The following is a 24,144-nucleotide window of genomic DNA, read 5'->3' on the forward strand; positions in this document are numbered from 1 at the left end:
GATCATCCCCTTTCGATCTTTGGAACACTCAGGCGCACCATCAACGGAGATACGGCGCCCAAGACCACCAGCAGAGCGCCCGATGCGCCGACGACCTCTCCAAAAGGCATCGCGTTCGTCCCTCGCCCAAGGAACCCAATCGTCCCCACCTGGGAAGCGGGATCAAACGAGGCGAATGGAGCCAGCAGCGCGACGCCCATGCCCACGCTTTCAACATGAGCGCTCAACGAACCCAACACCAAGAGAACCGCGCAAACCATTCCGGTGACAACGGGGTTGCGGCTAATCGCTGCTGTCAACGCAGCGACGACGGAAATCACGCCGTATGCCATGACCAGCAACGGAATACTGCACAACACCGCCTCCCCCACCGTGGACGTTGTCGAAGCTCCCGCCCGAATGAGAGCGACGGGATACTCCGATCCACCCGCACCGTTCTTAATCACGGACACAACGACAGCGGGAACCATCGACACCAAAAGCAGCACCAAGCCAAGCAGGAGAGCCAGCGCAACAGCCGTCAGAAAACGCACATGCGCTGTTGCGGGGATCTGGAGAACCAGAAGGGAACGACACTGCAGGTGGGTGCACGCGAGCGATGTGACAACCACGGGCAACAGCAAAAATAAGGAGGGAAGCGCTGCCTGGAGATACGAAAGGAGGATTAATGGGGGCATCTTCGTACTTAACTCGTAAACCTTGGGGTCCGGCAAGCTCGCGATCGACTCAAGCAGAAGGGCGCGCGCCTCCGCACGAGAAGGAGTCTCCGGCTCGATTCCGATCGATTGCAGGAGAGTCGCATCTGCCGCGCCCAGCTCACCTCGAGCGCGCTCGTACGTCGCAAGGCTTCGAAACCCCTCCGCAGGCATAGGCGCGTACACGAAACCCGAAAGAGCATCCCGCATGTCTTCCAGGGCCGCTTTGCCCTCGACGTCCATATTCGCAGCGTTCTGCTCTAGATACCGATCTATTGAACGGAGCTCCCCATCCCTATACCGAACAGCGGAAACGTTATCAGCGTCAGGAAACATCTCGACCAGAGCCGGGGCCAGCATCGTCGTCGACATTGCAATCGCGCATACGGCGAGGGTAGGAGAACGCAGGAGCAGTTTCCCCATCGTTCTTACGTATGTAACGGCGGAGGCACAAGCGCTCGAACGAGTTGCCGTTCTCGATGCAGTGAAGGAACCTCTCTCAAGACAAATCGGGGATATCGGGCACGCGCAGCCGCTCTTTCCAGCAACGCAAAGCAGGCTAATTGCCAGCACCTCGATCCCGATTGCGCATACGAGGGCAATCGCGCCACGCTCGAAGCAAAGTCCAGGCAGATTCACTATCTGCGTTGTCGGGTACGGGCTATAGGCGCCGACGGTCAACTCAGTGTTCGCATACGTAAGGGGATTCAACAGGGCGAACTCACGTAAAGCGATGGATCTTCCGTAATACCCGGGAACCATCGTCACCCCCATCAGGGCACATACGAACACGATTCCAAGCGTAGGGTTATTGGCAATCTTCACGGCAAGGTGAACGACAAGCGAGATGAACGCTGCCACCAAGAATTGCAAGATGGCCGTCTGCGCGAACACCAGCCAAGCCGGTTTGATAACCGGAGTCGCATATTGAATGTAGCCTATCGGATAGAACGGCGAGCCCGGGCCATTCTTCACAAGCGCGGCGATTATCCCTGGAAGATTGATGGCGAGGACGGCAAGCATTGCAAAAACACTCGCCCATACGCTCGATGCAACAAGTCTACCCAGCTCGCCCATCGGTGCCTGGATGATGAGCTTTTCACGTTTGTTAAGACGCGCGGCAAGGAACGAGACGGCAACGGCCGTTGCGACCCATAGCAAGTACTCCTTCGATCCGTCATAATAGGTGTACTCTCCATCCGATATCTGCAGAAACGGAAGTAGGGGAGAGAGCGGTGCCAAGATAAGACGTCCCGCGGCAAGAGGGTACAGAAGCGCGGGCATGCTTGATGAAGAGGTATAGACACCGTCCTCCCCCGCATTCACAAGCGCATCCGCATAGGATGCTGACAATTCCTGCTCAACACGGGTTATTCCCGACTCGAGGTATTCGACCCGTCCGTCGATGCCAGCCGCGCTCCTGAAGACGGGCAGAGCACAAAGAACCATCAACGCAACAACGACAACACAGAGCGACCTGGAGGAGAGAAGCGACCTAAAGATCGCCTTCGAGATTTTGAGCATATTCATCGCCAACCTTAACCTCATCCAGTCGGAACAGAGGGGCCGAACAAAATGCTCGGCCCTTCCTCGCATCTAGTAGGTGCTATAGACAAATTGCCATTTATCAGTTGTGCCAAGAACACCACAGGAGCACATTGCAGCGAGGCGGGATTCCCTATGATGCGCGGATCGGCGATAGCCATTTCGGTAGGAGATCGTCTTGTAAGAGATGTTGAACATCGAGATGCTGTGCCCGCTTACGCCGCGAGGACAGCTGTAGCTCCAGTAGGTATCGACGACGTCGTCCGTATACCCGAGGGGCTCAACGAGGGCACACTGGCTGCTCTCCTGGGAAGGAGGCATCGGGGTATCCGCAAAAGCGGGGGCTCCCGGCAGCAACAGACAAAGAGCGAGGCCGAGGAAAACCAAGAGCTTACACGACTTAACAGTACTGAACATAATCCTCTCCAATCTAGAGGGGTTTCGGTTGCAGCATGCTGTGATTACTTGCCGGTAAAGTCAATTTAACATAAACTATTAAAAAGTAACCTGAATTTTTTAAATTCTCCGGAGGTTATTATGAGTTCCGACAATCGCACTCCCCGGCTTCATTCCTTCCGCATCGCATGTGCGATAGCCTCTGCGACCCTTTGCGCCACCGCCATCGCACAAGTGGCGTTCTCCTTAAAGCCAGCAATCGAAGTGCTCGACAACCCTGTAATTGCAGACTCCCCCGCGTATCCAGCCCTTGCGATCTCGACATTGGTCCCTGCCGTCATCGGTATCGCTACGACCATCCTCAGCGCCGTTCTCGTGTGGACGATCAAGAGCGGAGACCCCTTCAAGAAAGGGTCTGCGACATGCTTGAAGGTGCTCGGCATTCTCTTCGTTGTTCAAGCTGCCACCAGCCTCTACGCCGGCTCACTCAAAACCTCCGTTTCGATGTTTGGCGGCGAGGGGGCCGTCGGCGCCCAAGAGATCGCTTCATCATTCGAGTGGACCTCTCTGGTTCTCGGCATCGTCCTGTTCATGCTTTCCCAGCTCTTCTTGTACGCCCGAGAGCTGTACCTCGACTCCGACGAGATTGCGTAAGGAAACGCCATGCCCGTAATTGTTCGCCTCGACAAGATCATGGCCGAGCGAAAGATTTCCTCGAACGAACTTGCCGAAAGGATTGGAACCACGCCCGTGAACCTGTCCCGTATTAAAAAAGGGCATATTCGCGGCATTCGCTTCAACACACTCGAGCAGCTATGCCTCGCCCTTCGTTGCCAACCCGGAGACCTTCTCGAAGTCATGAGCGAAGAGGATGCCCGAAAGGAGTTCGGACTCGATTGGTCCGCCGAGGATTAGAGGGCGGTCGTACTCGCCCTGCACACGGGGATGCGAATCGGCGAGGTCTGCGGCCTTCGGTGGTGCGATGTGGATTTCGAGACGGGCCTAATCTCGATCAGACACTCGGTGGCGTACGCGAAGGGAATGGGTTCGTTCATCAAGGACACCAAGACCCATGACGCCAGGGGTCCCCATCGACCCGGTCGGCCTACTCCCCTTCCTGAAGGAGACCCACGAGATCGACTGCGGAAAGCTGCGCTTGCGCGACCTTACCGGGGCGGTCGAGATCGGGGACTGCTACATCCTGTCGGAGCCGGGCGCGACCTTCGCGACGACAAGCTATATCCGCAGGGCGTTCAAGACGTTCTCGGAGACCAACGGCCTCATGGGCACCAACGACGAGCTGATCACGTTCCACGGCCTTCGCCACACGTTCGCAACGCAGTGGATCCGCCAAGGCGGCGATATCAAGGCGCTCCAATCGATCCTCGGCCACAAGGACGCCATGGCGACGCTCAACGTCTACGCCGACATCGAGCCCATCTCCAAAATCCATAACATGCTGCGCGCCACGCCGTGCCTTTGGCGCGGGCACCTCGGGCCGAGGGTCGATCCGGGTCCCATGTTCCAACAGAGGATCCAGGAGTCCATCGAGACGCTCCAGGCGTTCGGCTACGGCATCACCGAGCCGGACGACCGAAATATCGCCATACGCGACGTGAAGACGAACAGTTGGCTCTAGCTCACCGAGTACGCGGCAGTGCTGGGCCCATCCCAACTGAGGTCACGGTGGTCCGATAGGGGCGCCGCCCGCGGCATGCGCCGCGGAGCGGTATCCCCTAACGAAGGGCGGGGATGCCCTCCGCTTCCAGTTCGGAATCAGCCGTCGGAGGCGTTCGGCTGACTGCGGGAACGGCCTGTCCGCTCAATGTGTTCGGCCGAGATCGGAAATCAACCCAACACGAGCCGGACACGCGCCAGACGGCTCTTCCCCGTGCGGCCTTCCCCCTTACGCTCATGTTGCAGGCATGTAACGCCGCAGCGAGCGCGCCTTTTTTGCGCCAGACAGGTACAATGATGAACACTGTACCGTAGCGGAGCGCCCCGCGCGCGCCGCAATCACGCGAAAGGGTTTCCCATGGCCGAGATCTCGTCCTCCCGTATCGTCATCACCGTCCTTGGCAAGAACCGCCCCGGCATCGTCGCCGGCGTCACCCGTGTCCTAGGCGAGGCCAACGTCGACATCCGCGACATCACGCAGTCCATTATCGAGGACATCTTCACCATGACCATGCTGGCCGATACCGCCGAGTCCAAGCTCGACTTCGCCGAGCTGCAGAAGGCGCTGGCCGAGGCCGGCGAGCTTTCGGGCGTCAACGTGTCCATCCAGCGCGAGGACGTCTTCAACTTTATGTACCGCCTGTAGCGAGCAAGCCGCTGGGGATAGCCTGACGCGCGCATGCCCATGCAAATCACCCCGATGCGGCCCGGAGAGGAGCGCGCATGGCCTACGACGCCAAGAAAATCTATTACCGCTTCGATGACCACTTGAGCCGCCTGGTTCTGGATTACGAAGCAAGCCGCCAGATTTCGCCCGAGAGCGAAAGCCTCTACCACGGCCTGCCGACCGACCCTTATGACGAGGGCTTGTTTGTCGAGCACAATGTCAAGCGCGGCCTGCGCAATGCCGACGGCTCGGGCGTGGTCGCGGGCCTCACTCGCATCTCGGATGTGCACGGCTACAACAAGGTCGACGGAAAGGTCGTGCCCGATCAGGGCAAGCTCACGCTTCGCGGCTACAGCATCGAGGATCTGGTCAACAATGCCCAGGCCGAGAATCGCTACGGCTACGAGGAAGTCGCCTATCTGCTTATCACGGGTTCGCTGCCCAACAAGGAAGAGCTCGACGGCTTCTGCGAGCGCCTGGGCGCCTTTAGACATCTGAGCGACGAGTACGTCAAAGAGTTCCCTATGACCACGGTGTCGTCGAGCATCATGAACGTGCTCCAGCGCGCCGTGCTGCTGCTCTACGCCTTCGATGCCGAGCCAGACGTGATCACGCCCGAGCACGAAATCGACGTCGCCATCTCCATGCTCGCCCGTCTCCCCCGCATCGCCGCCTTCGCGCATATGGCCTCGGTCGCCAAGCGCCGCGGCTCCGAGGTTCATGTACCGCACCCCACACCCGGTCTCTCCACCGCCGAGACCATCCTGCAGGTGTTGCGCGGCGGCATGGCATTCACCCGCGACGAGGCCATGCTGCTCGACGTGATGCTCATGCTGCATGCCGAGCACGGCGGCGGCAACAACTCCACGTTTGCCTGCCGCGTGCTGTCCTCCTCGGCCACCGACCCGTATTCCGCCTACGCCGCGGCTATCGGCTCGCTCAAGGGTCCGCGCCACGGCGGCGCCAACGCCAAGGTCGTGTCCATGCACGAGGACATCCGTGCGCATGTCTCCAACTGGGAGGACGAGGACGAGGTCGCAGCCTACCTGGGCAAGATCCTCGACAAGCAGGCCTTCGACGGCACGGGCCTCATCTACGGCATGGGCCACGCCGTCTACACGCTGAGCGACCCGCGCGCCGAGGTGTGCCGCCGTTACGCGCGCTCGCTGGCAGCCAAGAAGGACTTGGGCGAAGAGTTCGCACTCATCGAGCGCATCGAGCGTCTGGCCCCGCAGGTGATGCGCGATCACGGCATGACCAAGCCCATCTGCGCCAACATCGACCTGTACACGGGCTTTATCTACAAGATGCTCGGCGTGCCCGAGACGCTCTTTACGCCGCTGTTCGCCGTCGCCCGCATGGCCGGCTGGTCGGCGCACCGCATGGAAGAGCTCTTCTGCGCGCATCGCATCATCCGCCCGGCATACCGTCCGGTGATCGATCCGCTGGAGTACAAGCCGCTCGCCGATCGCTAGGACGCGGACCGTTATAGAACCCGAGCGTGGCCAGGGCATCACCGCCCTCGGCCACGCTTTTTATGCCAGTAGAAAGGGCTGCATCGAATGATTGTGTTTTCCGATATGGATGGAACGCTGCTGACGAGTGACAAGCAGATGAGCGACGCCACCTGGGCGATGCTCGACGAGCTTGCGCGCCGCGGTGTTGAGTTTGTGCCCTGCACGGGGCGCCCGCTGTCAGGCATCTTTGAGCCCATCCTCGCTCACCCCGCCGTACACTACGCGGTCTGCGCCAACGGTGCCAGCGTCTGGCAGCTCGACGCCGGTACGCCCACCGACGTCTCGCGCGCCACGTGCATCTTGAGCCGTCCGCTCGACCGTGGCATTGCCCACCGCATCCATCGCATTGCCGCCGGCCACGATGTGACCTTCGATATCTTCGCGGATGGGCAGTGCTTCCTCCCCCGCTCGCTATACGGGCGTCTGGATGAGTTCTGTGGCGGCGACCCCCACATCGCGGCTTCGCTCAAGCGCACACGAACACCGATCGACATGGATATCGACAGCAAGATCGACGAGGTCGAGACGCTCGAACGCATCGCCATGTACTGGCACGACCCGGCCGATCGCGACGCCATCGCGGCGGCGCTCGACACGCTCGAAGGCATTGAGGTCACGCGTTCGTACGCCATGAATATCGAGGTCATGGGCGAGGGCGCCACCAAGGGGACGGCCCTCACGTGGTTATGCGAGCACCTGGGCGAGCGTCTCGCCGACGCCTGGGCGTTCGGCGACAACATCAACGACATCCCCATGCTACAGGCAGCGGGCCACGGCATGGCCATGATCAACGCCGAGTCCGAAGACCGCGAGGCCGCCGACGCCATCACCGAATACGACAACGACCACGACGGCGTCGCCCGCACCATCATGGCCGCCCTCGCTTAGTCGTTGGGTAGTCATTGGGGACGTTCTTAAACGACTAGTCGTTGGGGACAGTCTTCGCAAAAAAGCTGCAAGGACTGTCCCCCCACTGCCGGCAGAAAAGGAACGTCCCCATCTGCCGGATTAAGCGAGACTCTCCAGCACGCGACGGAGCTCCTGCTGGACGGCGTGGTCGCGATTACAACCCACCACGCGATCGGCCACCGCCTTGAGCGCGGGACGCGCGTTTTCCATCGCGCAGCCCGTGCCGACAAAGCGAATGATCTCGTAGTCGTTCATCGAGTCGCCAAACGCCATGACCTCGTCGCGTTCGACGCCATAGTGCTCCATGAGCTGCTCGATTCCCGAGGCTTTCGACACACCGGGCTGCATGGCATCGATCCATGCGTTTCCAGAAGGCGCAAAGGTAAAGAGCTGGCCAAGCTCGCGCTGCAGTACGTAGGCACTGTCCATAACGGCACAGTCATCGCAAAAGATACTCGCCTTGATGATATTTACGCTGGGATCGGGCAGCTCCCAAATGCGCTCGGCATTGGGAAGGTCCTTATCGACCTCACGCACGAACTTGCACTCGTCATCGAGCAGGAAGGACTTGGTTCGGTCAAAGAGCGCAAGATGCAGATTGGGAAACGTCCTGACGGCTTGGGCGAGCCTTCGAATCGCCAGGTGGGAATACACCTCACGGTCTACCATCTTACCGTCGGCGTAGACCTGGGCGCCGTTGGCGGCGACAAAGTCCATCTTGTCGAGAACGGGTGCAAAGAACTCGCACAGGCGATCGTAGCGGCGGCCTGACGATACGGCAAAATGCACGCCATGCTCGCGTAGCGCCAAAATCAGTTTGTAGGTCTCGGGAGGCACCTGGCTGTTTTCGTCAAGCAACGTGCCGTCCATATCGGATGCAATCAGTTTAAACATAGAAAAGCTCCCTTCGGGCTTGTTGGAATCGGGCATCTATCCGAACCCACCGTACCCAAAGGGAGCACGAATAAGACCCCGCAGACATAAACGTTACAAGGACCTGGCAAATAGCTCACGCGCGCCAGAGGTCCCACGGTCGCAGCGTCAGGCGACACGCCAAAGAGCGTCGCAGGCGACTAGTCGTTTAAGAACGTCCCCGATGACTAGTCGGCGTAGGTGAAGGTGGTGACGTCGAACATGCCCTCGGGGCGGATGCGGAGCGTCGGGATCACCGGCAGGGGCAGGAAGATGATGCCCATGATGGGATCGAGCGGCGGCTCGATACCCATGGCGCGCGCCTTGACCATAAAGTCGTCGTGCTGCGCGGCGACATCCTCGGCCGTGCCCTCGCTCATCAGGCCACCGAGCGCCAGCGGAATACGCGCCACGACCTCGCCGTTGCGCACCAGCACGTGGCCGCCCTGCCCCACGGCTTCAACAGCCGCCATCATATCGGCAGCGTTATCGCCCACGACGCATACGTTGTGCGAATCGTGGCCAATCGTCGAGGCGATGGCACCACCCGTGATGGTAAAGCCGCGCACCCAACCACGGCCGATATGCTTGCCGACCAGGCCCAGACCCGCGGGGCCGTCACCGTCGGTGCCCTCGGCCTGCAGTGACACGCCGCGGCCATGGCGCTCAATCAGCATAATGCGGCGCAGGCCCTCGGCACTCTCGGGGCGAGCCATACCCGTGATGGCCTTACCCGGCACCACGTCGATCACGGCCTCGCCCGGCTTAAAGGCATAGTCGAACACGTCGAGCGAAAGCTTCGGCAGCTTAACGGAGGCGCGCAGCTCATCGGCAAGGGCCGCAACCTCGGCCATCTCGGGCGCGATCTCGCCCACAAAGGTGCCGTCCTGCGCCACCAGAGCACCAGCGGCATATACGCGATGCGGAGCCGTGGCAAACGTCAGGTCGTTGAGCACCAGCAGGTCGGCACGCTTGCCCGGGGCGATGGCGCCACGCAGCTCGTGCGGGTCGCGGCAACCGTGGTCCAGGCCAAACGCCTCGGCCGTGGAGAGGGACGCCATGGAGATCGCGACCACGGGGTCGATGCCGGCCTCGATGGCCACGCGGCAGGCATTGTCGATCATGCCGGTCGCAAGTGCATCGGAAGGGGCGCGGTCGTCAGTCGCAAAGCAGCAGCGGCGGGCGCGGACAGGGTTCTCCAGCAGCATCGGGGACAAATTGGCCAGGTCGTGGCTGCACGTGCCCTCACGCAGCATCACATACATGCCGCGGGACAGCTTGTCGAGTGCCTCCTCGGGAATCGTCGACTCGTGGTCGGCGATAATGCCCGCTGCGGCATAGGCGTTGAGGTCCTTGCCGGCAACGAGCGGCGCATGGCCGTCGACCTGCTTGGACGGCGTCTGGTTGGCAGCATCGATGCGGGCGCAGGTCTCGGGATCGGCCATAAAGACGCCCGGCAGGTTCATCATCTCGCCCAGACCAAAGACATCGCCCGGATGCTCGGCAAAAAACGCCTGCATATCGGCAGCCGAAATGACGGCGCCGGCCTGCTCGTCGGGCAGCGCGGGCACGCACGAAGGCATCATGTACTTGATGGAGATGGGCGCACGGCGGCCGTCCTCGATCATAAAGCGCAAGCCGTCCAGGCCGGCAACGTTGGCGATCTCGTGGCTGTCGGCAATGGCAGTGGTGGTGCCGCGCGTCGCCGCCATGCGCGCATACTCGGCGGGACGGATGTTCGAGGACTCGATATGCAAATGTCCGTCGATAAAGCCGGGGGCAAGATAGCGACCCTGGCAGTCGATGACCTCAGTTGCCTCGTAGGTGCCGGCGGCATCGTCGCGACCATCGTAGAGCACGCCGACGATCACACCGTCCTTGACGGCAACGCTACCGGGCGCCACGCGCTGGCCATATACGTCGACAATCTGCGCATTGGTAAACAGCGTGTCGACGGGCACACGACCCTCGGCGGCCTCGATCACAGACCTCATGACCTCAACGGACATACATACTCCTTCTACTGTAGAAAAAAGCTGCGGAGCGGACAGACCTTCACCGCAGCAAACTAATAGCCATTGTATGCCCAAACGATGGGCCAACAATACGCCCCTCCGCTTAACGACATACGCCGCTTGGCGCAATGGAGACAGGCCGCTTTGCACCAATGACAAGGAGCGTCCCCAAGTGCCACCCCCAAGCGCCAGCCACGGCAGCGCCGATATTTTGGCAACGACAGCGAAAACCCGCCAGAGCGAGCAAGGTGCCTTGAAACGAGGCGGCATTGACCTTATGGTCATGCCGCCGAAGTTGAAAGGCAGATTGCCGCTCTGGCGGGTTTGCAGCGTCGACCGGTTACGCGGTTTGGTAAAACCGCGTAACTAAATAAGCTTGAAGCCCTTGCGCTTGCCCACGGAAAGGGTGTCGCCCAGCTTGAGGGCACTGGGGTCGATGTTATAGCTCTTGGGAGCCACGGCCTCGCCGTTGATCTTGACGCCGCCGCCGTCGATGTCGCGACGGGCCTGGCCGGCGCTCGCTGAAAGGCCCAGGTCCTTAAGCAGGCCTGCGAGGTAGATCTGGCCCTCGTCGTTAACGGTCAGCTCGACGTGCTTCTCGGGGAAGTCGGCAAGCTGGCCTTCCTTGAACACACGGTCGAACTCGGCCTGGGCCTCGTCACCGGCGCCGGCGCCGTGGTAGGTATCGCACAGGTCGCGGCCCAGAGCGCGCTTGAGCTCGTAGGGGTCGGCGGAACCATCGGCCAGGGCGGCGTCGATCTTGTCGACCTCGGCCGGGGTGAGCGAGCTGGCCAGACGATAGTACTTGCCGATCATCTCGTCGGGGATGGACATGGTCTTGCCGAACATATCCTTGGGAGCATCGGTCAGGCCGATGTAGTTGCCGTAGGACTTGGACATCTTGCGCACGCCATCGGTGCCCTCGAGCAGCGGCATGGTGAGCGCGATCTGCGGCTCCATGCCCATCTTCTCCATGAGCTCGCGGCCAGCGAGCAGGTTGAAAAGCTGGTCGGTGCCGCCCATCTCCACGTCGGCCTTGATCTGAACGGAGTCGAAGGCCTGCATCACGGGGTACAGGAACTCGTGCAGGGCGATCGGCGTCTGGGACTGGTAGCGCTTGGTAAAGTCATCGCGCTCGAGGATGCGGGCGACGGTGAACTTGGAGCACACCTGCAGCAGTCCGGCCAGATCCATCGACAGGATCCAGTCGCCATTGTGCACGATGGTGGTCTTCTCGGGATCCAGGATCTTCATGGCCTGGCTGACATAGGTCTCGGCGTTGGCCTCGATCTGCTCCTGCGAAAGCTGCGGGCGGGTGGAGTTCTTGCCCGAGGGGTCGCCGATCAGTGCGGTACCGTTACCGATGATGAGGGTGACGTTGTGGCCCAGGTCCTGGAACTGACGCATCTTGCGCAGGGGCACGGCATGGCCCAGGTGCAGGTCGGGGCTGGTAGGATCGACGCCGAGCTTGATGTTGAGGGGCTCGCCCTTCTCAAGCTTCTTGCGAAGGTCGGCCTCGGGGACGATCTGCGCTGCGCCCGAGGTGATGATACGCATTTGCTCGTCGACAGACAGCATTGGGTATCCTCCTTTTGCTATAGCACCCTCACCGGATACGGCGGTGCTCGAAGTTCATAAACCCACTCATAATAACCAAAACGGCGCGGCCGAACACCTACGACAGGAAAATCCTCGTCCTGCCGCACGCGTCGATAACGACCGGCAAACGCGTACCGTCACGTTCGACCAAAAAGCGCCCCTGCTGACGGCGCGAGCAGTCACGGCAACGGACCTGCCCCGTCGCATCCGTGGCGCAGGTGCCCTCGGCAGTCAGCAAGCAGTGCTCGCACACCATGAGCTCGGGACGGCCGGCATCGACAGGCCCCAAGACACCGGGGCAAGCGGAAAGCTCGGCAACACGCTCCGCGTCGTGGGCGACAAGCTCGGCAGGCACATACACACAGCCCGCGCCGAGCCCGCGTAGCCAGGCAAGCGTAACCCGGTTTGCGCAAAACACCGGTGCCGCAACGTCAAACGCCACGCCCAGCTCACGCGCCATCGCCACCTGTCCCAGATTACGACAGACGACGCGCCCGGCACGCCGCATAAGCGAGCGGGTACGCGAGGCATCGGCTGCACGACAGACCTCGTCAAGCACCACAACGACGTCGGACAAATCGAGTTCTCCGCGCGGGTCGGCATCCATCAGCCGCCAGGCAAAGACCATGCGATCGGAAGCCCCCTTTTCCGTCGGCTCCGTCAACGCCGCCTCGGGCACGTCGCCAACAGTCATGGCGGCCTCAAAGGGCAGTATCTCAACGGCTCGTGCAACGGGTACGACCGCGTCCGCCTCGACCCGCATGTGCCCCAGCGCCGTCGCCGTCTGCTCCAACACGCCGGCGCTACGAATCAGGTACACCTCGCATCCCGCATCCACCTTGCGCTTGCAGTGCACGACAACGCGCTCCCCCGCCGCAGCATCCACCGGACAGGGCACCTGGGGCCAGCGCTTGGGCACATCGGGGCGTGCATCGGCACCCGGATAGAACCGGATCTCGAGCGTGTCGCCCGCGGCCACGGCGGCATCGAGTTCGACGGTCACCTCTTCGTGACCCACCGTCACCAAGTGGCCCACGCGCACGCCCTGGTTAATCGCACGCTCAAAGCTCATGAGCTCAGCACCCGATCGCCCCCGCAGATACGCATCGGTAAACCCGCGGTTGAACGACCTGCCCAGCTCGCGCTCGAGCGCCGACACGGCAGCGGCATCCCACGCGCCATCGCGCAGCATATCGAGTGCACGACGCCACACCCGCACCACGTTGAACACGTAGTCGGGGTTTTTCATGCGCCCCTCGATCTTGAGCGACGCCACCCCGGCCCCAACAAGCTCGGGCAGGTGCGCAATGCCCAGATAATCGCGCGGGCACAGCAGACGATCGCCCTCCACGGAAACGACGCTCTCCCCCGCCTCGTCCACCAGGTCGTACGCCAAGCGACACGGTTGCGTACAGTCGCCGCGCATCGCCGATCGTCCACGCCGCAGGGCCGAAAACTCACAGGCGCCCGAATATCCAATGCAAATCGCACCGTGGCAGAACACCTCGATAGGCACGCCGGTAGCACACAAGGCGGCAATCTCGTCGACTGCCAGCTCGCGGGCGGTCGTCACGCGCTCGACCCCGAGCTCATCGGCAGCCAGGCGCACGGCGCCTTCGCTATGAACGCCCGCCTGCGTGGACAGGTGAATCTCGACCCCGGGAATCGCCGCGCGCAACGCGCATACCAATCCGGCGTCGGCAACAATCAGGGCGTCGGCACCCAACTCTTGCGCGTGTGCCCCCAGTGCCACCGCGTCGGCCAACTCGTCGTCGAACACAAATACGTTAAGCGTCGCATACACGCGCACACCATACGCACGCGCCACGGCACAGCCGCGGGCGAACTCGTCGTCGGTAAAGCCGTGTGCGCTCACGCGGGCGTTGAACCCGCCCAGGCCCGCATAGATGGCATCGGCACCCGCTGCAATCGCCGCGAGCATCTGATCGAGTCCGCCGGCAGGCGCCAGCAGCTCGGGCAGCGCCGCCTCGGCAGCCCCCGGCTCGTTATCGCATTGTCCACTCGGCCCCGTCGCCCGAATCGCCATCGGCAAACTCCTTACCAACAAGGTATGCATTCACTCTGAAAAATACCGTCATCCAGCATACACGAGGCCTCGCGCGCCTCGTTTGGTTTATCGTGTAATAACTTATGTCCATCCTGCCCCAGCGGCGCACCCGCCGCCCGGCACGACATACCTGGAGGTCAATATATGGGTCCTCGCCAACGACAGGGGCGCAGTCGTTCCAAGACGCATGCCCTGCCCATGATCCTGCTCTCGTTCTTGGGCCTTTTGCTCATCGCGGGCGTAGCGTTTGGGATTGGCATGATCGGCAACGTCAATCGTTGGCTGTCCGATCTGCCCGACTATACCGACGCCAACGCCTATCTGGTGAGTGAACCCACCGAGATCGTCGATTGCAACGGCAACAAGATCGCGAGCTTCTACACGCAAAACCGCAAGTCCATCACCAAGGACCAGGTTTCCCCGTACGTGCTGCAGGGCACCGTCGACGTCGAGGACGAGCGCTTCTACGAGCATGGCGGCATCGACCTGTGGGGCATTGCTCGCGCAGCGGTGGCGACCCTTTCCGGTGGCCACGAGGGCGCCTCGACCATCACTCAACAGCTGGTGCGTAACACCATCCTGCAAGAGGAGCAGTTCGACTCGACCATCGAGCGTAAGGTCCGCGAGGCCTACATCGCCATCAAGATGGAGGAAATGTACTCCAAGGACGAGATCCTCATGATGTACCTCAACACCATCTATTACGGCCACGGTGCCTACGGCATCGAGGCCGCAGCCGAAACCTATCTGTCCAAGAGCGCCGCCGACCTCACCCTGAGCGAGGCCGCGCTGCTCATCGGCCTTCCCAACTCGCCTTCGCAGTACGACCCCACGGTCAATCCCGATCTGGCACTGTCTCGCCGCAACAAGGTTCTCGATAACATGCTGCGCCTGGGCCACATCACCCAGAAGGAGCACGACGCCGCGCAGGCAGAGCCCATCACCCTCAACGTAACCGAGATTTCGGGCAGTGGCGTCGACGTGTATTCGCAGCCCTACTTTGTCGCCTATGTTAAGCAGCTGCTGGAGCAGGAGTTCTCCACCGACGTGCTGTTTAAGGGCGGCCTAACCGTCAAAACCACCATCGACCCGACCATGCAGCAGACTGCCGAGGAGGCCGTGCGCGCCCAGCTCGACACGCTTTCGCTCGACGGCCTGGACATGGGCATGGTCGTCGTCGACCCCAAGACCGGCTACATCAAGTGCATGGTGGGCGGCTACGACTATAACGCCGACGAGAACCACGTGAACCACGCCACGGCCAAGCGTCCCGTAGGCTCCACGTTTAAGGCCTTTACGCTGGCCACTGCCATCCAAAACGGCATGAACCCCAACGTCACCCTCAATTGCAACTCGCCTCTTACAGCCAAGGGCACCACGACCAAGGTGCAAAACTATGCCAACCAGAGCTACGGCACCATCACGCTCAAGCAGGCGACGGCATACTCCTCCAACACCGGCTATATCCAGGTTGCAGAGGCTATCGGCAATAACAAGATCATGTCCCTCGTCAAAAAGCTCGGCATCGATCCATCTAAGGACAATATCGAGGACGTTCCCGTCATGACGCTCGGCACCGGCTCCATCTCGCCGCTCGAGATGGCCGCCGCCTACGCGACGTTTGCCAACGGCGGCTACTATCGCCAGCCGATCGCCATCACCGAGATTGACTCTCGTACCGGTTCGGTGCTGTACCAGCACACGGACAATCCCTCACAGGTGCTTACCGAGGGCGAGGCCGCCGCGGTCACCGATGTTCTGTCCGGCGTCATGCAGGGCAGCGGTACGGGTGCTGCCGGCGCCTTGAGCGTCAACCAGCCCTATGCCGGCAAAACGGGCACCACCGACAACACCACCAACCTGTGGTTCTGCGGCTATACCCCGCAGCTGGCGTGCGCCCTGTGGACCGGCTATTCCGCAGGTGAGATCCCCATCCAAAAATACGGCACGGACCTGCTGGGCGACAGCACCAACCTGCCTGTCTTTAAGCGGTTTATGAACACCGTTCTGACCGGTACCGAGCGCGAGGAGTTTGCGACCGGAACGGCGCCCACCTACAAGAACAACAGCGTCTGGAAGTTCTACGGCACCAACAACGCCAAGAAGACGGAGAACGACGACAAGGACGAGAACGAGGACGAAGAGGAAACTACCACAACGACTACCACGACGACCACGACCACCGAGACCACGGGTGGCGACACCACCGGCGGCACCGGTACGACCGGTGGCTCGACGGGCGGCTCAACTGGTGGTTCGACCGGCGGCGATGGCGGCACGCCTACGCCTACGCCTACGCCTACGCCTACGCCTACGCCTACGCCTACTCCCGACCCCTCGCCCACGCCTGACGATACGGTCGGCTAGAAATCATCCGGCCATAAGCAACAAGGCCCCCGAGCAGCTTATTAAACTGCTCGGGGGCCTTTTAGTTTAAAGCGACCTGGTGGGCGGTCTTTATACCGGCAAACAAAAAAAGGGGGTACCGACCAACGTCGATACCCCTTACAAGCCACTATGTCACGCACACAGTGCCGAGCGCACGACCCGCACGCCTACTTGCGAGAATTGCTCAGCTTATTGATCAGCGCCTCAAGACGCTCGCCGTCCTCGGCCGTCTGGGCAATAACCAAAATCGTATCGTTGCCGGCAAGCGAGCCAAGCACATCGGGCAGCTCTGCCGCATCAACGGCGGCGGCGATGCCGGAAGCCGTGCCAGGCTGAGCCTTGATCATAACCAGATTATCGGTGCGCAGAACGCCCGTTACGAGCTCGGAAACCATACGCTGCAGGTGCAGGTCCTCTGCCAGAACATAGATGCCCTCAGGGAGCTTACGCAGCCCCATATCGGCAATATCGCGAGAGACAGTCGCCTGCGTGCAATCAAAGCCCATAGCGCGGAGCTCATCGACCAGCACGCGCTGCGTGCGGACGTCCTTATTGCGCACAATATCTCTAATGGCATCCTGGCGCCCATTGCGTTTTTTAGCCATACAAACCCTCTCTCCAAAAGATGGCGGAGACAATCAATCAGTGATTGAATAGTTTAACGCTATTTGAAGGCTTTTGTGTATAAGAACGCATTTCGAAACAATTCTATGCAAATTTGTTTCGAGATGAGCCGTTTAGGCGGTTTTTGCGCCCGTCCGGTTAAGAAAAGCTGCCAGATGCGTACACATCACGCAGCGCGCGGGCTTGGCGCTGGCGATCGGCCCAAACAACAGACCGAGCCCCCGATGGTTATCCTTGAGCGCGGCGACCATCTGACGGGTTCGAGGCGCCTCGAGCATATCACGCATACGGGCGGAACGCTCGATTGACGACACCCCATGCGGGCTCAGACACAAATTCTCGATGCAGGCGACCAGTCCGGCAAAGTAGAACTTTTGGGTTGCCAGCTTGAGCCGACCACCGCTATCTGCTTCCGAGAGTGAGTCCGTAAGCTCGTCGAGCGCCCGGGTGTCATCGGATACCTTGGCATACATGGTGGGATCAAAGGCATCTGTAAGCTTAGGTGCCGCCGCGTGGAAACAAGCGTCGCCGCATCCGGAGACGCGCTGCGCCCGCGAGAGCGAGCACGCCATAAACCCAACTGTGCGAAACGCCTTGTCGTACAAAAGGCATGCCTCAAACAGCGGACGGCTATACATCACGCCAGAGGTCTGAACGACTAGGCCGCCTAAAATCAACTGGGACAGCCCGGTCACCATCGAAGATTTGCTATCAATGGAAATATGAGCAGCATCCAAGACGCGCGAATGGCGCTCTCGATGTGCATCATAGCGGTCGAGCGACACCGTGGGGAGCACTATGTCTGCCGTAGTATCGCACGCGATATCGACCATCTTGGAAAGAGACTGCGGAGCAAACCACTCATCGGCGTTCATGGCGATGATTTGAGAGCCGCGCGAGGCAGCAAAACCGGCACGAAGACAAGCGCCGCGCTTCGCGTCCTCGACGTCAATCAAATCAATATGGATGTCCCTGTCGGCAGCAACTTGAAGCGAATGGCGCACACCGGGCGCAGCATCGCGGCAGACAACGACAATCTGCAAATCGTAGAGGTCTTGGTTCTGGATACTCTCGAGCGCACGCATCGCATAGCTGGGCGAACCTTCTACCACAAGGATCACCGAAAGTCGCGGATGCGAGCCACGTCGAACCAAGTTATCCGTCCTCTCGACAGCAGTGAATCAAACTGTCGTTCATGGTACACCCCGGCAATAAAAGCAATGAGACACCGGTTGTATTGCACGCCAAGAACAGATGTTGCACACGCGCAGCCCACAGATGACAGGTGCCGACGCACGACGCGCCGAGCCCTCCCCTAGTCGAGCACGACAAGCTCGGCGGGATCGTAATCCACGCCCATAAACGTAAGGCCGCAGGCAGGAGCCGTGGGGCCCGCAGCGGTACGGTCGCAAGCATCGATGACCTCGCGCATCCACTCGGGTTCACGGCGATGCATGCCAATCTCGACAAGCGTGCCCACGATCGTGCGGACCATCGAATGCAGAAACGCATTGCCCTCGATGGTAAACGTCAGGATGTCCTCGCCAAACGCAACCTCATGGCCAAACTCGGCACGCATCACGCAGCGGTGCGTGGGCTTGCCCACGGCAGACGCCACCTTGCAAAAGCTCTTGAAGTCCTGCTCGCCCAGCAGCGCGGGACAGGCCGCAGACATCGCCTCAACATCCAATGGGTAGCGATGCCACCACACCGCACCGCGCGAAAGCACAGGGCGCGCGTCGCGATCGGCAATACGGTACGTATACGTACGGGAACGCGCATCAAAGCGTGCAGAAAAGCCTTTACGGGCCTTGTAGACCTCGTTTATGGCGATATCTTTGGGCAGGAGGGCATCCATAGCCCTCAGCCACCTACGGCGCGTCAAAGCCAACTCAGCGTCCGTTACGGGCACGCTGATAAACTGTGCCACCGCATGCACGCCGGCATCGGTACGTCCCGCACACGTCAGGTCGATCGGACGGCGCAGGAGCGTCTCAATAGCTCGACGTAGCTCACCCGCAACCGTCGTCTGTCCCGGCTGCACGGCAAATCCGCTATACGACGAACCATCATAGGCCACGCGAAATACGAGCGTGGCGTCAAGCTCGGAAATCGAATTGAAATCAGACGGCGCAGTCATGGGCGCTCCCAACAAACAAGCAACGGTATCGCGACAAAAAAGAGGGGTACGCGAACGTACCCCTCGAATATAGCCTATGCAGACGGATTGTCTACTCAGCGGTCTCCTCAGCAGGAGCCTCCTCGGCAGCCTCGACCTTCTTGGGAGCAGCGGCCTTCTTGGGGGCCGGAGCAGCCTTCTTAGCCTTAGGCGTGCAAGGCTCGGTGACGAGCTCCATGATAACGATGGGAGCGTTGTCGCCCTTGCGGTTACCGAGCTTCATGATGCGGGTGTAACCGCCGTTGCGGTCCTGCCACATGCCCTGAGCAGCCTTGTCGAAGATCTCGGCAACGAGCTGCTTATCGCCGAGCTTGGCGATAGCCAGACGACGAGAGTGCAGGTCGCCCTTCTTGGCCCAGGTGATGATCGGATCGACGACCGAACGCAGCGCCTTAGCGCGGGTCTCGGTGGTCTTGATGCGGTCGTTCTCGAAGAGGGCCTTAGCAAGGCTCTTCTTCATGGCCTTGGTGTGGCTCGCATCGGTGCCGAGCTTCAGGCCCTTCTTAACGTTATGACGCATGGTCTAGTTTCTCCTCAAATATGCGAAGCATTAAGCCTTCAGGCTCAGGCCCATGGACTCAAGCTTGTCCTTCACTTCCTCGATCGACTTAACACCGAAGTTACGGATGTTGAGCAGATCGTTCTCCGAGAACTCAACGAGCTGACGGACCGAGTGAATGCTGGCGCGCTTAAGGCAGTTGTAAGAACGGACGGAAAGGTCCAGATCCTCGATCTGCTTGTCCAGCTCAGCGTTGTCGTTGGTGACCTCGGGAGCGAAGATCGAAGCCTCCTCCTCGACCTCGGGGGTCTCGGCAAGGTTCATAAAGGCAGCCATATGCTGGTTAATGATATTGGCAGCCTGGACCACGGCGTCGCGCGGGGCGATGGAGCCGTTGGTCTCGATCTCGAGGACAAGGCGGTCGTAGTCGGTGTGCTGACCGACACGGCAAGCCTCAACGAGCTTGGCGCAACGGGAAACCGGCGAGTACAGCGAGTCGACGTGGATCACACCGATGGGATCGTTGTCGCGTTTGTTGGCCTCGCCAGAAACATAGCCGCGGCCATAGCCGATGCGCATGCTCATGGTGAGATGGCCACCCTCGGTGAGCGTAGCGATGTGCTGCTCGGGGTTGACCAGCTCAAACTCGGACGGAATAAAGAAGTCCGCACCGGTGACCTCGCAGGGGCCGTCAACCGAAATGGTGGCGGTCGCCTCGTCGGTCGTGCCGAGAGCCCTGAAGACAAGACCCTTGACATTCAGGACGATGTCGGTGACATCCTCGACCATGTTAGGGATGGTCATGAACTCGTGCTGCGCGCCATCGATCTGAATAGCCTCGACGGCGGCACCCTCGAGCGAGGACAGAAGAACGCGACGAAGGGAGTTACCCAGCGTATCGCCGTAGCCACGCTCGAGCGGCTCGACGGAGACACGAGCAGACGTCTCGTTGATCTCTTCGACCTGAACCTGAGGCCTAATGAATTCTGACATGTATTACCTCCAGCCTCAGCAGCCCGGATGGACTACTTAGAGTAGAGCTCGACGATGAGCTGCTCGTTGATATCACCGCTGATCTGCTCACGCGTCGGCAGAGCGAGCACGTTACCAGACAGCTTCTCGATATCGACCTCGAGCCAGCCAGGGACCTCAAAGCGCTCGGAGGAAATCAGAGCCTCCTTGATGGGGAGGAGGTCACGGAACTTCTCGCCGACAGCGACGACGTCGCCGGCCTTGACGCGGTAGGACGGGATGTCCACGCGCTTGCCGTTCACGGTGAAGTGACCGTGACGGACGGACTGACGAGCCTCTTTGCGGGTGCGGGCGAAGCCAAGACGGAAGACGACGTTGTCGAGGCGAGACTCAAGAATGATCATGAGGTTCTCACCGGTGACGCCGTTCATCTTACGGGCCTTGTTGAAGTAGCCGTGGAACTGCTTCTCCAGAACGCCATAGATGAACTTGACCTTCTGCTTCTCGCGCAGCTGCATGCCGTACTCAGATTCCTTGCGACGGCGCTTGGGCTGACGGATAGATTCCTTCTTGCTGCTGTAACCGAGCTCAGCGGGATCGATCCCGAGCTGACGGCAGCGCTTAAGAACAGGAGTCCTGTCGATTGCCATATTGATACGATCCTTTCAGTTACACGCGGCGACGCTTCTTGGGGCGGCAGCCGTTGTGCGGAATGGGGGTCTTGTCCTGGATGCTCGAGACCTCGAGGCCAGCAGCCTGGAGGGAGCGGATGGCGGTCTCACGACCGGAGCCGGGGCCCTTGACGAAGACGGAAACCTTCTTCATACCGTGCTCCATGGCCTGCTTGGCAGCAGCCTCGGCAGCCATCTGGGCAGCGAACGGCGTGGACTTACGGGAGCCCTTGAAGCCCACCTGGCCAGCCGACTTCCAGGAAATGACGTTGCCCTGGGGATCGGTGATCGAAACGATAGTGTTGTTGAACGTAGAACGAATGTGAGCCTGGCCCACGGAAATGTTCTTACGGTCCGCGCGCTTCAGACGGGCAGCGCGAACGTTCTTCTTAGCAGTAGCCATCTATCTAGCGCTCCTTATTTCTTCTTCTTAGCACCGATCTGACGCTTCGGGCCCTTGCGGGTACGAGCGTTAGTGTGGGTGCGCTGGCCGCGGACCGGGAGGCCCTTGCGGTGACGAAGGCCGCGGTTGCAGCCGATGTCCATAAGGCGCTTGACGTTCTGGTTGCGCTCACGGCGGAGGTCGCCCTCAACCATGATCTGGTTCTTATCGATATAATCACGGATGGCGTTAACCTCATCCTCGGTGAGGTCCTTAACGCGCGTATCCACGTTAACGTTGCACTCGACGCAAATCTTCGTCGCAGTGGTGCGGCCGATGCCGTAAATGTAGGTCAGACCGATCTCAACGCGCTTCTCACGCGGGAGGTCGACACCATTAATACGGGCCAACGTAGTCTCCTCTCTTAACCCTGACGCTGCTTATGACGGGGATTCTCGCAAATGACGAGGACCTTGCCATGGCGCCTAATGATTTTGCACTTATCGCACATCTTCTTGACCGAAGGACGTACCTTCATCGTTCTTCCTTTCGGTAGCGCTCAAACTACTTCCCTACTATCTACTCGCCCAGCCGCAGGCGTTTAAAACTATGGCTGGTCTTCACACGCAAACCGACCGTAGGTTGAGCTAAGCCTGCAGTCGGAAAAGAGCGTGTATGCGTGCCGCTATTTATAGCGATAGGTGATGCGGCCGCGGGTCAGGTCGTACGGGGAAAGCTCCACGACAACCCTGTCACCGGGGAGAATGCGGATGTAATTCATTCGGATCTTGCCAGAAATGTTGCACAGAACCGAATGACCGTTCTCGAGCTCGACCTTAAACATGGCGTTGGGCAGCGGCTCTTTTACCGTACCCTCGAGCTCAATTGCGTCTTCCTTCTTCACAAGCAATCATCTTTCTCTAGAAAACGACAGCGATTGAGTATTCTACAACACGTATGCACGCATCGTAATAACTTCGTAATGGCTCCACAACTAAGTGGAACTTGTTACATTTCTCCGCCTTGGAGCGAACACCAAGCACCTTGGGCATCCGTGGTCAGAATCACCGGACCGTCATTGGTAATGGCGACGGTGTTCTCGTAGTGCGCGGCGGGCAGGTGGTCGTTGGTCGTGACGATCCAACCGTCGGAGCCCGTGCTCACATGGTTGGAACCCATCGTAACCATCGGCTCGATGGCAATGACCATGCCGGCCTGGAGGCGAACGCCCCTCCCCTTCTTTCCATAGTTAGGAACGTTGGGGTCCTCGTGCATCACGCGGCCAATGCCATGGCCCACATAATCGCGAAGCACGCCGTAACCGTGAGACTCGGCGAGGGACTGAACGGCATAACCGACGTCCCCGATATGGTTACCGGGAACAGCCTGCTCGATGGCAGCCTTAAGGCAATCGCGCGTGATCTCGCACAAAGCCTTGGCTTCGGGCGTGGGGGTGCCGACGAAAAACGTCCAAGCGTTATCGCCGACCCAACCGTCGACAACGGCTCCCGTATCGATGGAGATGATATCGCCATCGCGCAGGATCATGTCGGGGTTGGGAATACCGTGTACCACGGCATCGTTAATCGATGCGCAAATGGTTCCGGGAAACCCGCCGTAACCCTTAAAGGCTGGGGTGCCACCAAGCATGCGGATAATCTGCTCCGCGAGCTGATCGAGCTCAAAAGTCGAAACGCCGGGGCGCACCATGGCTCCAACGTGGCGGAGCGCCATCTTAGATAGCGCTCCTGCCTTCTTCATCTGCTCGATTTGCGTTGCAGACTTAATCTTGATCATAGACCGAGAGCCTCTTTGACATCCCCGTACACGGTCTCGCGAGCCTGGTCACCGTTGACCGACTTGAGCAGACCCTGGCCACGATAGTAGTCGACGAGCGGGCTCGTGGACTTCTCGTAGACGTCGAGACGGTTCTTGATGGTCTCGGGCTTGTCGTCGTCGCGCTGATACATCTCACCGCCACACTTGGGGCAGGTAGCATCGGCAGCGGTGCCGGTGTAACCGCAGGCGCGGCAGGTGCGACGCGAAGACAGACGATCGATAATGACCTCGGGGGCCACATCGACCAGAAGGGCGCAGTCGATCTCGCGACCCATGGCGGAGAGCTCGGAATCGAGCGTCACGGCCTGGGCGGTGTTGCGCGGGAAGCCGTCGAGGATGAAGCCCTGCTGGGCGTCATCGGCGGCAAGGCGCTCCTTGACAAGGTCGATCACGAGCTGATCGGGAACGAGCTCGCCAGCGTCCATGTACTTCTTAGCCTGAATACCAAGCTCGGTGCCACCCTTGACGGCAGCACGCAGCAGGTCGCCCGTGGAAATGTGAGCGACGCCAAACTCGGCGACGAGCTCCTGTGCGACGGTACCCTTACCGGCACCCGGAGCTCCGAGCAATACGAGGTTCATGAGCAATCC

At 60.4% G+C, this 24,144-nt stretch carries 24 protein-coding genes and 1 pseudogene; 8 read left to right on the top strand and 17 right to left on the bottom strand.

The genetic code is table 11. From position 1 onward, the window contains the following. Window positions 1-2 precede the first annotated feature (2 nt). Window positions 3-2,225 carry a hypothetical protein gene (locus ACEG18_RS05335; RefSeq protein ID WP_372541637.1) on the bottom strand — a complete coding sequence of 741 codons (2,223 nt, stop codon included), beginning with the start codon at window positions 2,223-2,225 and terminating at the stop codon, window positions 3-5. A gap of 552 nt (window positions 2,226-2,777) precedes the next feature. Between ACEG18_RS05335 and ACEG18_RS05340 the strand changes: the two genes are divergently transcribed. The 7 genes and pseudogenes from ACEG18_RS05340 (at window position 2,778) to ACEG18_RS05370 (ending at window position 7,385) form a co-directional block, all read left to right on the top strand. After that, the gene (locus tag ACEG18_RS05340) at window positions 2,778-3,290 is read left to right on the top strand and encodes a hypothetical protein (RefSeq protein WP_372541639.1); all 513 of its coding nucleotides are present in this window, start codon (window positions 2,778-2,780) and stop codon (window positions 3,288-3,290) included. Window positions 3,291-3,299: 9 nt separating this feature from the next. Continuing rightward, window positions 3,300-3,551 (top strand): helix-turn-helix domain-containing protein, encoded by a 252-nt coding sequence (locus tag ACEG18_RS05345; protein ID WP_006235292.1) that lies wholly within the window; start codon window positions 3,300-3,302, stop codon window positions 3,549-3,551. Between the two features lie 18 nt (window positions 3,552-3,569). Beyond that, window positions 3,570-3,653 (top strand): annotated as a pseudogene (locus tag ACEG18_RS05350) (tyrosine-type recombinase/integrase); the annotation flags it as partial. Window positions 3,654-3,708: 55 nt separating this feature from the next. Further along, the gene (locus ACEG18_RS05355; protein WP_349100650.1) at window positions 3,709-4,275 is read left to right on the top strand and encodes a tyrosine-type recombinase/integrase; all 567 of its coding nucleotides are present in this window, start codon (window positions 3,709-3,711) and stop codon (window positions 4,273-4,275) included. A 396-nt stretch (window positions 4,276-4,671) separates the two neighbouring features. Further along, window positions 4,672-4,959: an ACT domain-containing protein gene (locus ACEG18_RS05360; protein ID WP_006235289.1), complete on the top strand. Its 288-nt coding sequence runs from the start codon at window positions 4,672-4,674 to the stop codon at window positions 4,957-4,959. A 77-nt stretch (window positions 4,960-5,036) separates the two neighbouring features. Further along, a complete protein-coding gene (locus tag ACEG18_RS05365) occupies window positions 5,037-6,455 on the top strand; it encodes a citrate synthase (protein ID WP_372541642.1) in 1,419 nt (472 codons plus the stop codon). An 87-nt stretch (window positions 6,456-6,542) separates the two neighbouring features. Then, window positions 6,543-7,385 (top strand): Cof-type HAD-IIB family hydrolase, encoded by an 843-nt coding sequence (locus ACEG18_RS05370; RefSeq protein WP_195569050.1) that lies wholly within the window; start codon window positions 6,543-6,545, stop codon window positions 7,383-7,385. Between the two features lie 120 nt (window positions 7,386-7,505). Here ACEG18_RS05370 and ACEG18_RS05375 read toward each other — a convergent pair whose 3' ends face one another. The 4 genes from ACEG18_RS05375 to ACEG18_RS05390 all read right to left on the bottom strand — a co-directional run bounded on the left by ACEG18_RS05375 (window position 7,506) and on the right by ACEG18_RS05390 (window position 13,979). Continuing rightward, a complete protein-coding gene (locus ACEG18_RS05375) occupies window positions 7,506-8,300 on the bottom strand; it encodes a Cof-type HAD-IIB family hydrolase (protein ID WP_372541643.1) in 795 nt (264 codons plus the stop codon). Window positions 8,301-8,506: 206 nt separating this feature from the next. After that, on the bottom strand, window positions 8,507-10,327 hold the full coding sequence (locus ACEG18_RS05380; RefSeq protein ID WP_372541645.1) for an adenine deaminase: 1,821 nt from the start codon (window positions 10,325-10,327) through the stop codon (window positions 8,507-8,509). A 372-nt stretch (window positions 10,328-10,699) separates the two neighbouring features. Then, a complete protein-coding gene (tyrS, locus tag ACEG18_RS05385) occupies window positions 10,700-11,911 on the bottom strand; it encodes a tyrosine--tRNA ligase (RefSeq protein WP_347493079.1) in 1,212 nt (403 codons plus the stop codon). A gap of 97 nt (window positions 11,912-12,008) precedes the next feature. After that, on the bottom strand, window positions 12,009-13,979 hold the full coding sequence (locus ACEG18_RS05390) for a peptidase U32 family protein (RefSeq protein ID WP_349100646.1): 1,971 nt from the start codon (window positions 13,977-13,979) through the stop codon (window positions 12,009-12,011). Window positions 13,980-14,144: 165 nt separating this feature from the next. On the opposite strand from ACEG18_RS05390, the gene ACEG18_RS05395 reads away from it, so the two are divergent. Then, on the top strand, window positions 14,145-16,367 hold the full coding sequence (locus ACEG18_RS05395; protein ID WP_349100645.1) for a transglycosylase domain-containing protein: 2,223 nt from the start codon (window positions 14,145-14,147) through the stop codon (window positions 16,365-16,367). A gap of 188 nt (window positions 16,368-16,555) precedes the next feature. Here the strand turns inward: ACEG18_RS05395 and ACEG18_RS05400 are convergent, their stop codons facing one another. From ACEG18_RS05400 to ACEG18_RS05455, 12 genes are all read right to left on the bottom strand, one after another. Further along, complete coding sequence (locus ACEG18_RS05400; RefSeq protein WP_006235280.1) at window positions 16,556-16,993, bottom strand: arginine repressor; 438 nt, start codon at window positions 16,991-16,993, stop codon at window positions 16,556-16,558. Between the two features lie 132 nt (window positions 16,994-17,125). Continuing rightward, window positions 17,126-18,124, bottom strand: coding sequence for a glycosyltransferase family 2 protein (locus tag ACEG18_RS05405; RefSeq protein ID WP_147332628.1), 999 nt, complete (start codon window positions 18,122-18,124; stop codon window positions 17,126-17,128). Between the two features lie 203 nt (window positions 18,125-18,327). Beyond that, entirely contained in the window at window positions 18,328-19,152 is an 825-nt protein-coding gene (truA, locus tag ACEG18_RS05410) for a tRNA pseudouridine(38-40) synthase TruA (RefSeq protein WP_117769427.1), read from the bottom strand. Between the two features lie 91 nt (window positions 19,153-19,243). Beyond that, window positions 19,244-19,711 (bottom strand): 50S ribosomal protein L17, encoded by a 468-nt coding sequence (gene rplQ / locus ACEG18_RS05415; RefSeq protein ID WP_055287451.1) that lies wholly within the window; start codon window positions 19,709-19,711, stop codon window positions 19,244-19,246. Window positions 19,712-19,741: 30 nt separating this feature from the next. Further along, the gene (locus ACEG18_RS05420) at window positions 19,742-20,683 is read right to left on the bottom strand and encodes a DNA-directed RNA polymerase subunit alpha (RefSeq protein WP_006235276.1); all 942 of its coding nucleotides are present in this window, start codon (window positions 20,681-20,683) and stop codon (window positions 19,742-19,744) included. A gap of 32 nt (window positions 20,684-20,715) precedes the next feature. Continuing rightward, the gene (rpsD, locus tag ACEG18_RS05425) at window positions 20,716-21,312 is read right to left on the bottom strand and encodes a 30S ribosomal protein S4 (protein WP_006235275.1); all 597 of its coding nucleotides are present in this window, start codon (window positions 21,310-21,312) and stop codon (window positions 20,716-20,718) included. A 19-nt stretch (window positions 21,313-21,331) separates the two neighbouring features. After that, window positions 21,332-21,736, bottom strand: a complete 405-nt coding sequence (gene rpsK, locus ACEG18_RS05430; RefSeq protein WP_006235274.1) for a 30S ribosomal protein S11 — start codon at window positions 21,734-21,736, stop codon at window positions 21,332-21,334. A gap of 14 nt (window positions 21,737-21,750) precedes the next feature. Next, on the bottom strand, window positions 21,751-22,125 hold the full coding sequence (gene rpsM, locus ACEG18_RS05435; RefSeq protein WP_022094275.1) for a 30S ribosomal protein S13: 375 nt from the start codon (window positions 22,123-22,125) through the stop codon (window positions 21,751-21,753). 14 nt (window positions 22,126-22,139) lie between these two features. Beyond that, a complete protein-coding gene (rpmJ, locus tag ACEG18_RS05440; protein WP_006363204.1) occupies window positions 22,140-22,253 on the bottom strand; it encodes a 50S ribosomal protein L36 in 114 nt (37 codons plus the stop codon). A gap of 147 nt (window positions 22,254-22,400) precedes the next feature. Beyond that, entirely contained in the window at window positions 22,401-22,619 is a 219-nt protein-coding gene (infA, locus tag ACEG18_RS05445; protein ID WP_035137443.1) for a translation initiation factor IF-1, read from the bottom strand. Between the two features lie 104 nt (window positions 22,620-22,723). Further along, the gene (gene map / locus ACEG18_RS05450) at window positions 22,724-23,512 is read right to left on the bottom strand and encodes a type I methionyl aminopeptidase (RefSeq protein ID WP_372541652.1); all 789 of its coding nucleotides are present in this window, start codon (window positions 23,510-23,512) and stop codon (window positions 22,724-22,726) included. Continuing rightward, complete coding sequence (locus tag ACEG18_RS05455; RefSeq protein ID WP_006235269.1) at window positions 23,509-24,135, bottom strand: adenylate kinase; 627 nt, start codon at window positions 24,133-24,135, stop codon at window positions 23,509-23,511. The genes map and ACEG18_RS05455 overlap by 4 nt, the downstream gene beginning before the upstream one ends. Window positions 24,136-24,144 lie beyond the last annotated feature (9 nt).

Source organism: Collinsella aerofaciens (genome assembly GCF_041537385.1).
Lineage (GTDB): Bacteria > Actinomycetota > Coriobacteriia > Coriobacteriales > Coriobacteriaceae > Collinsella > Collinsella aerofaciens_BV.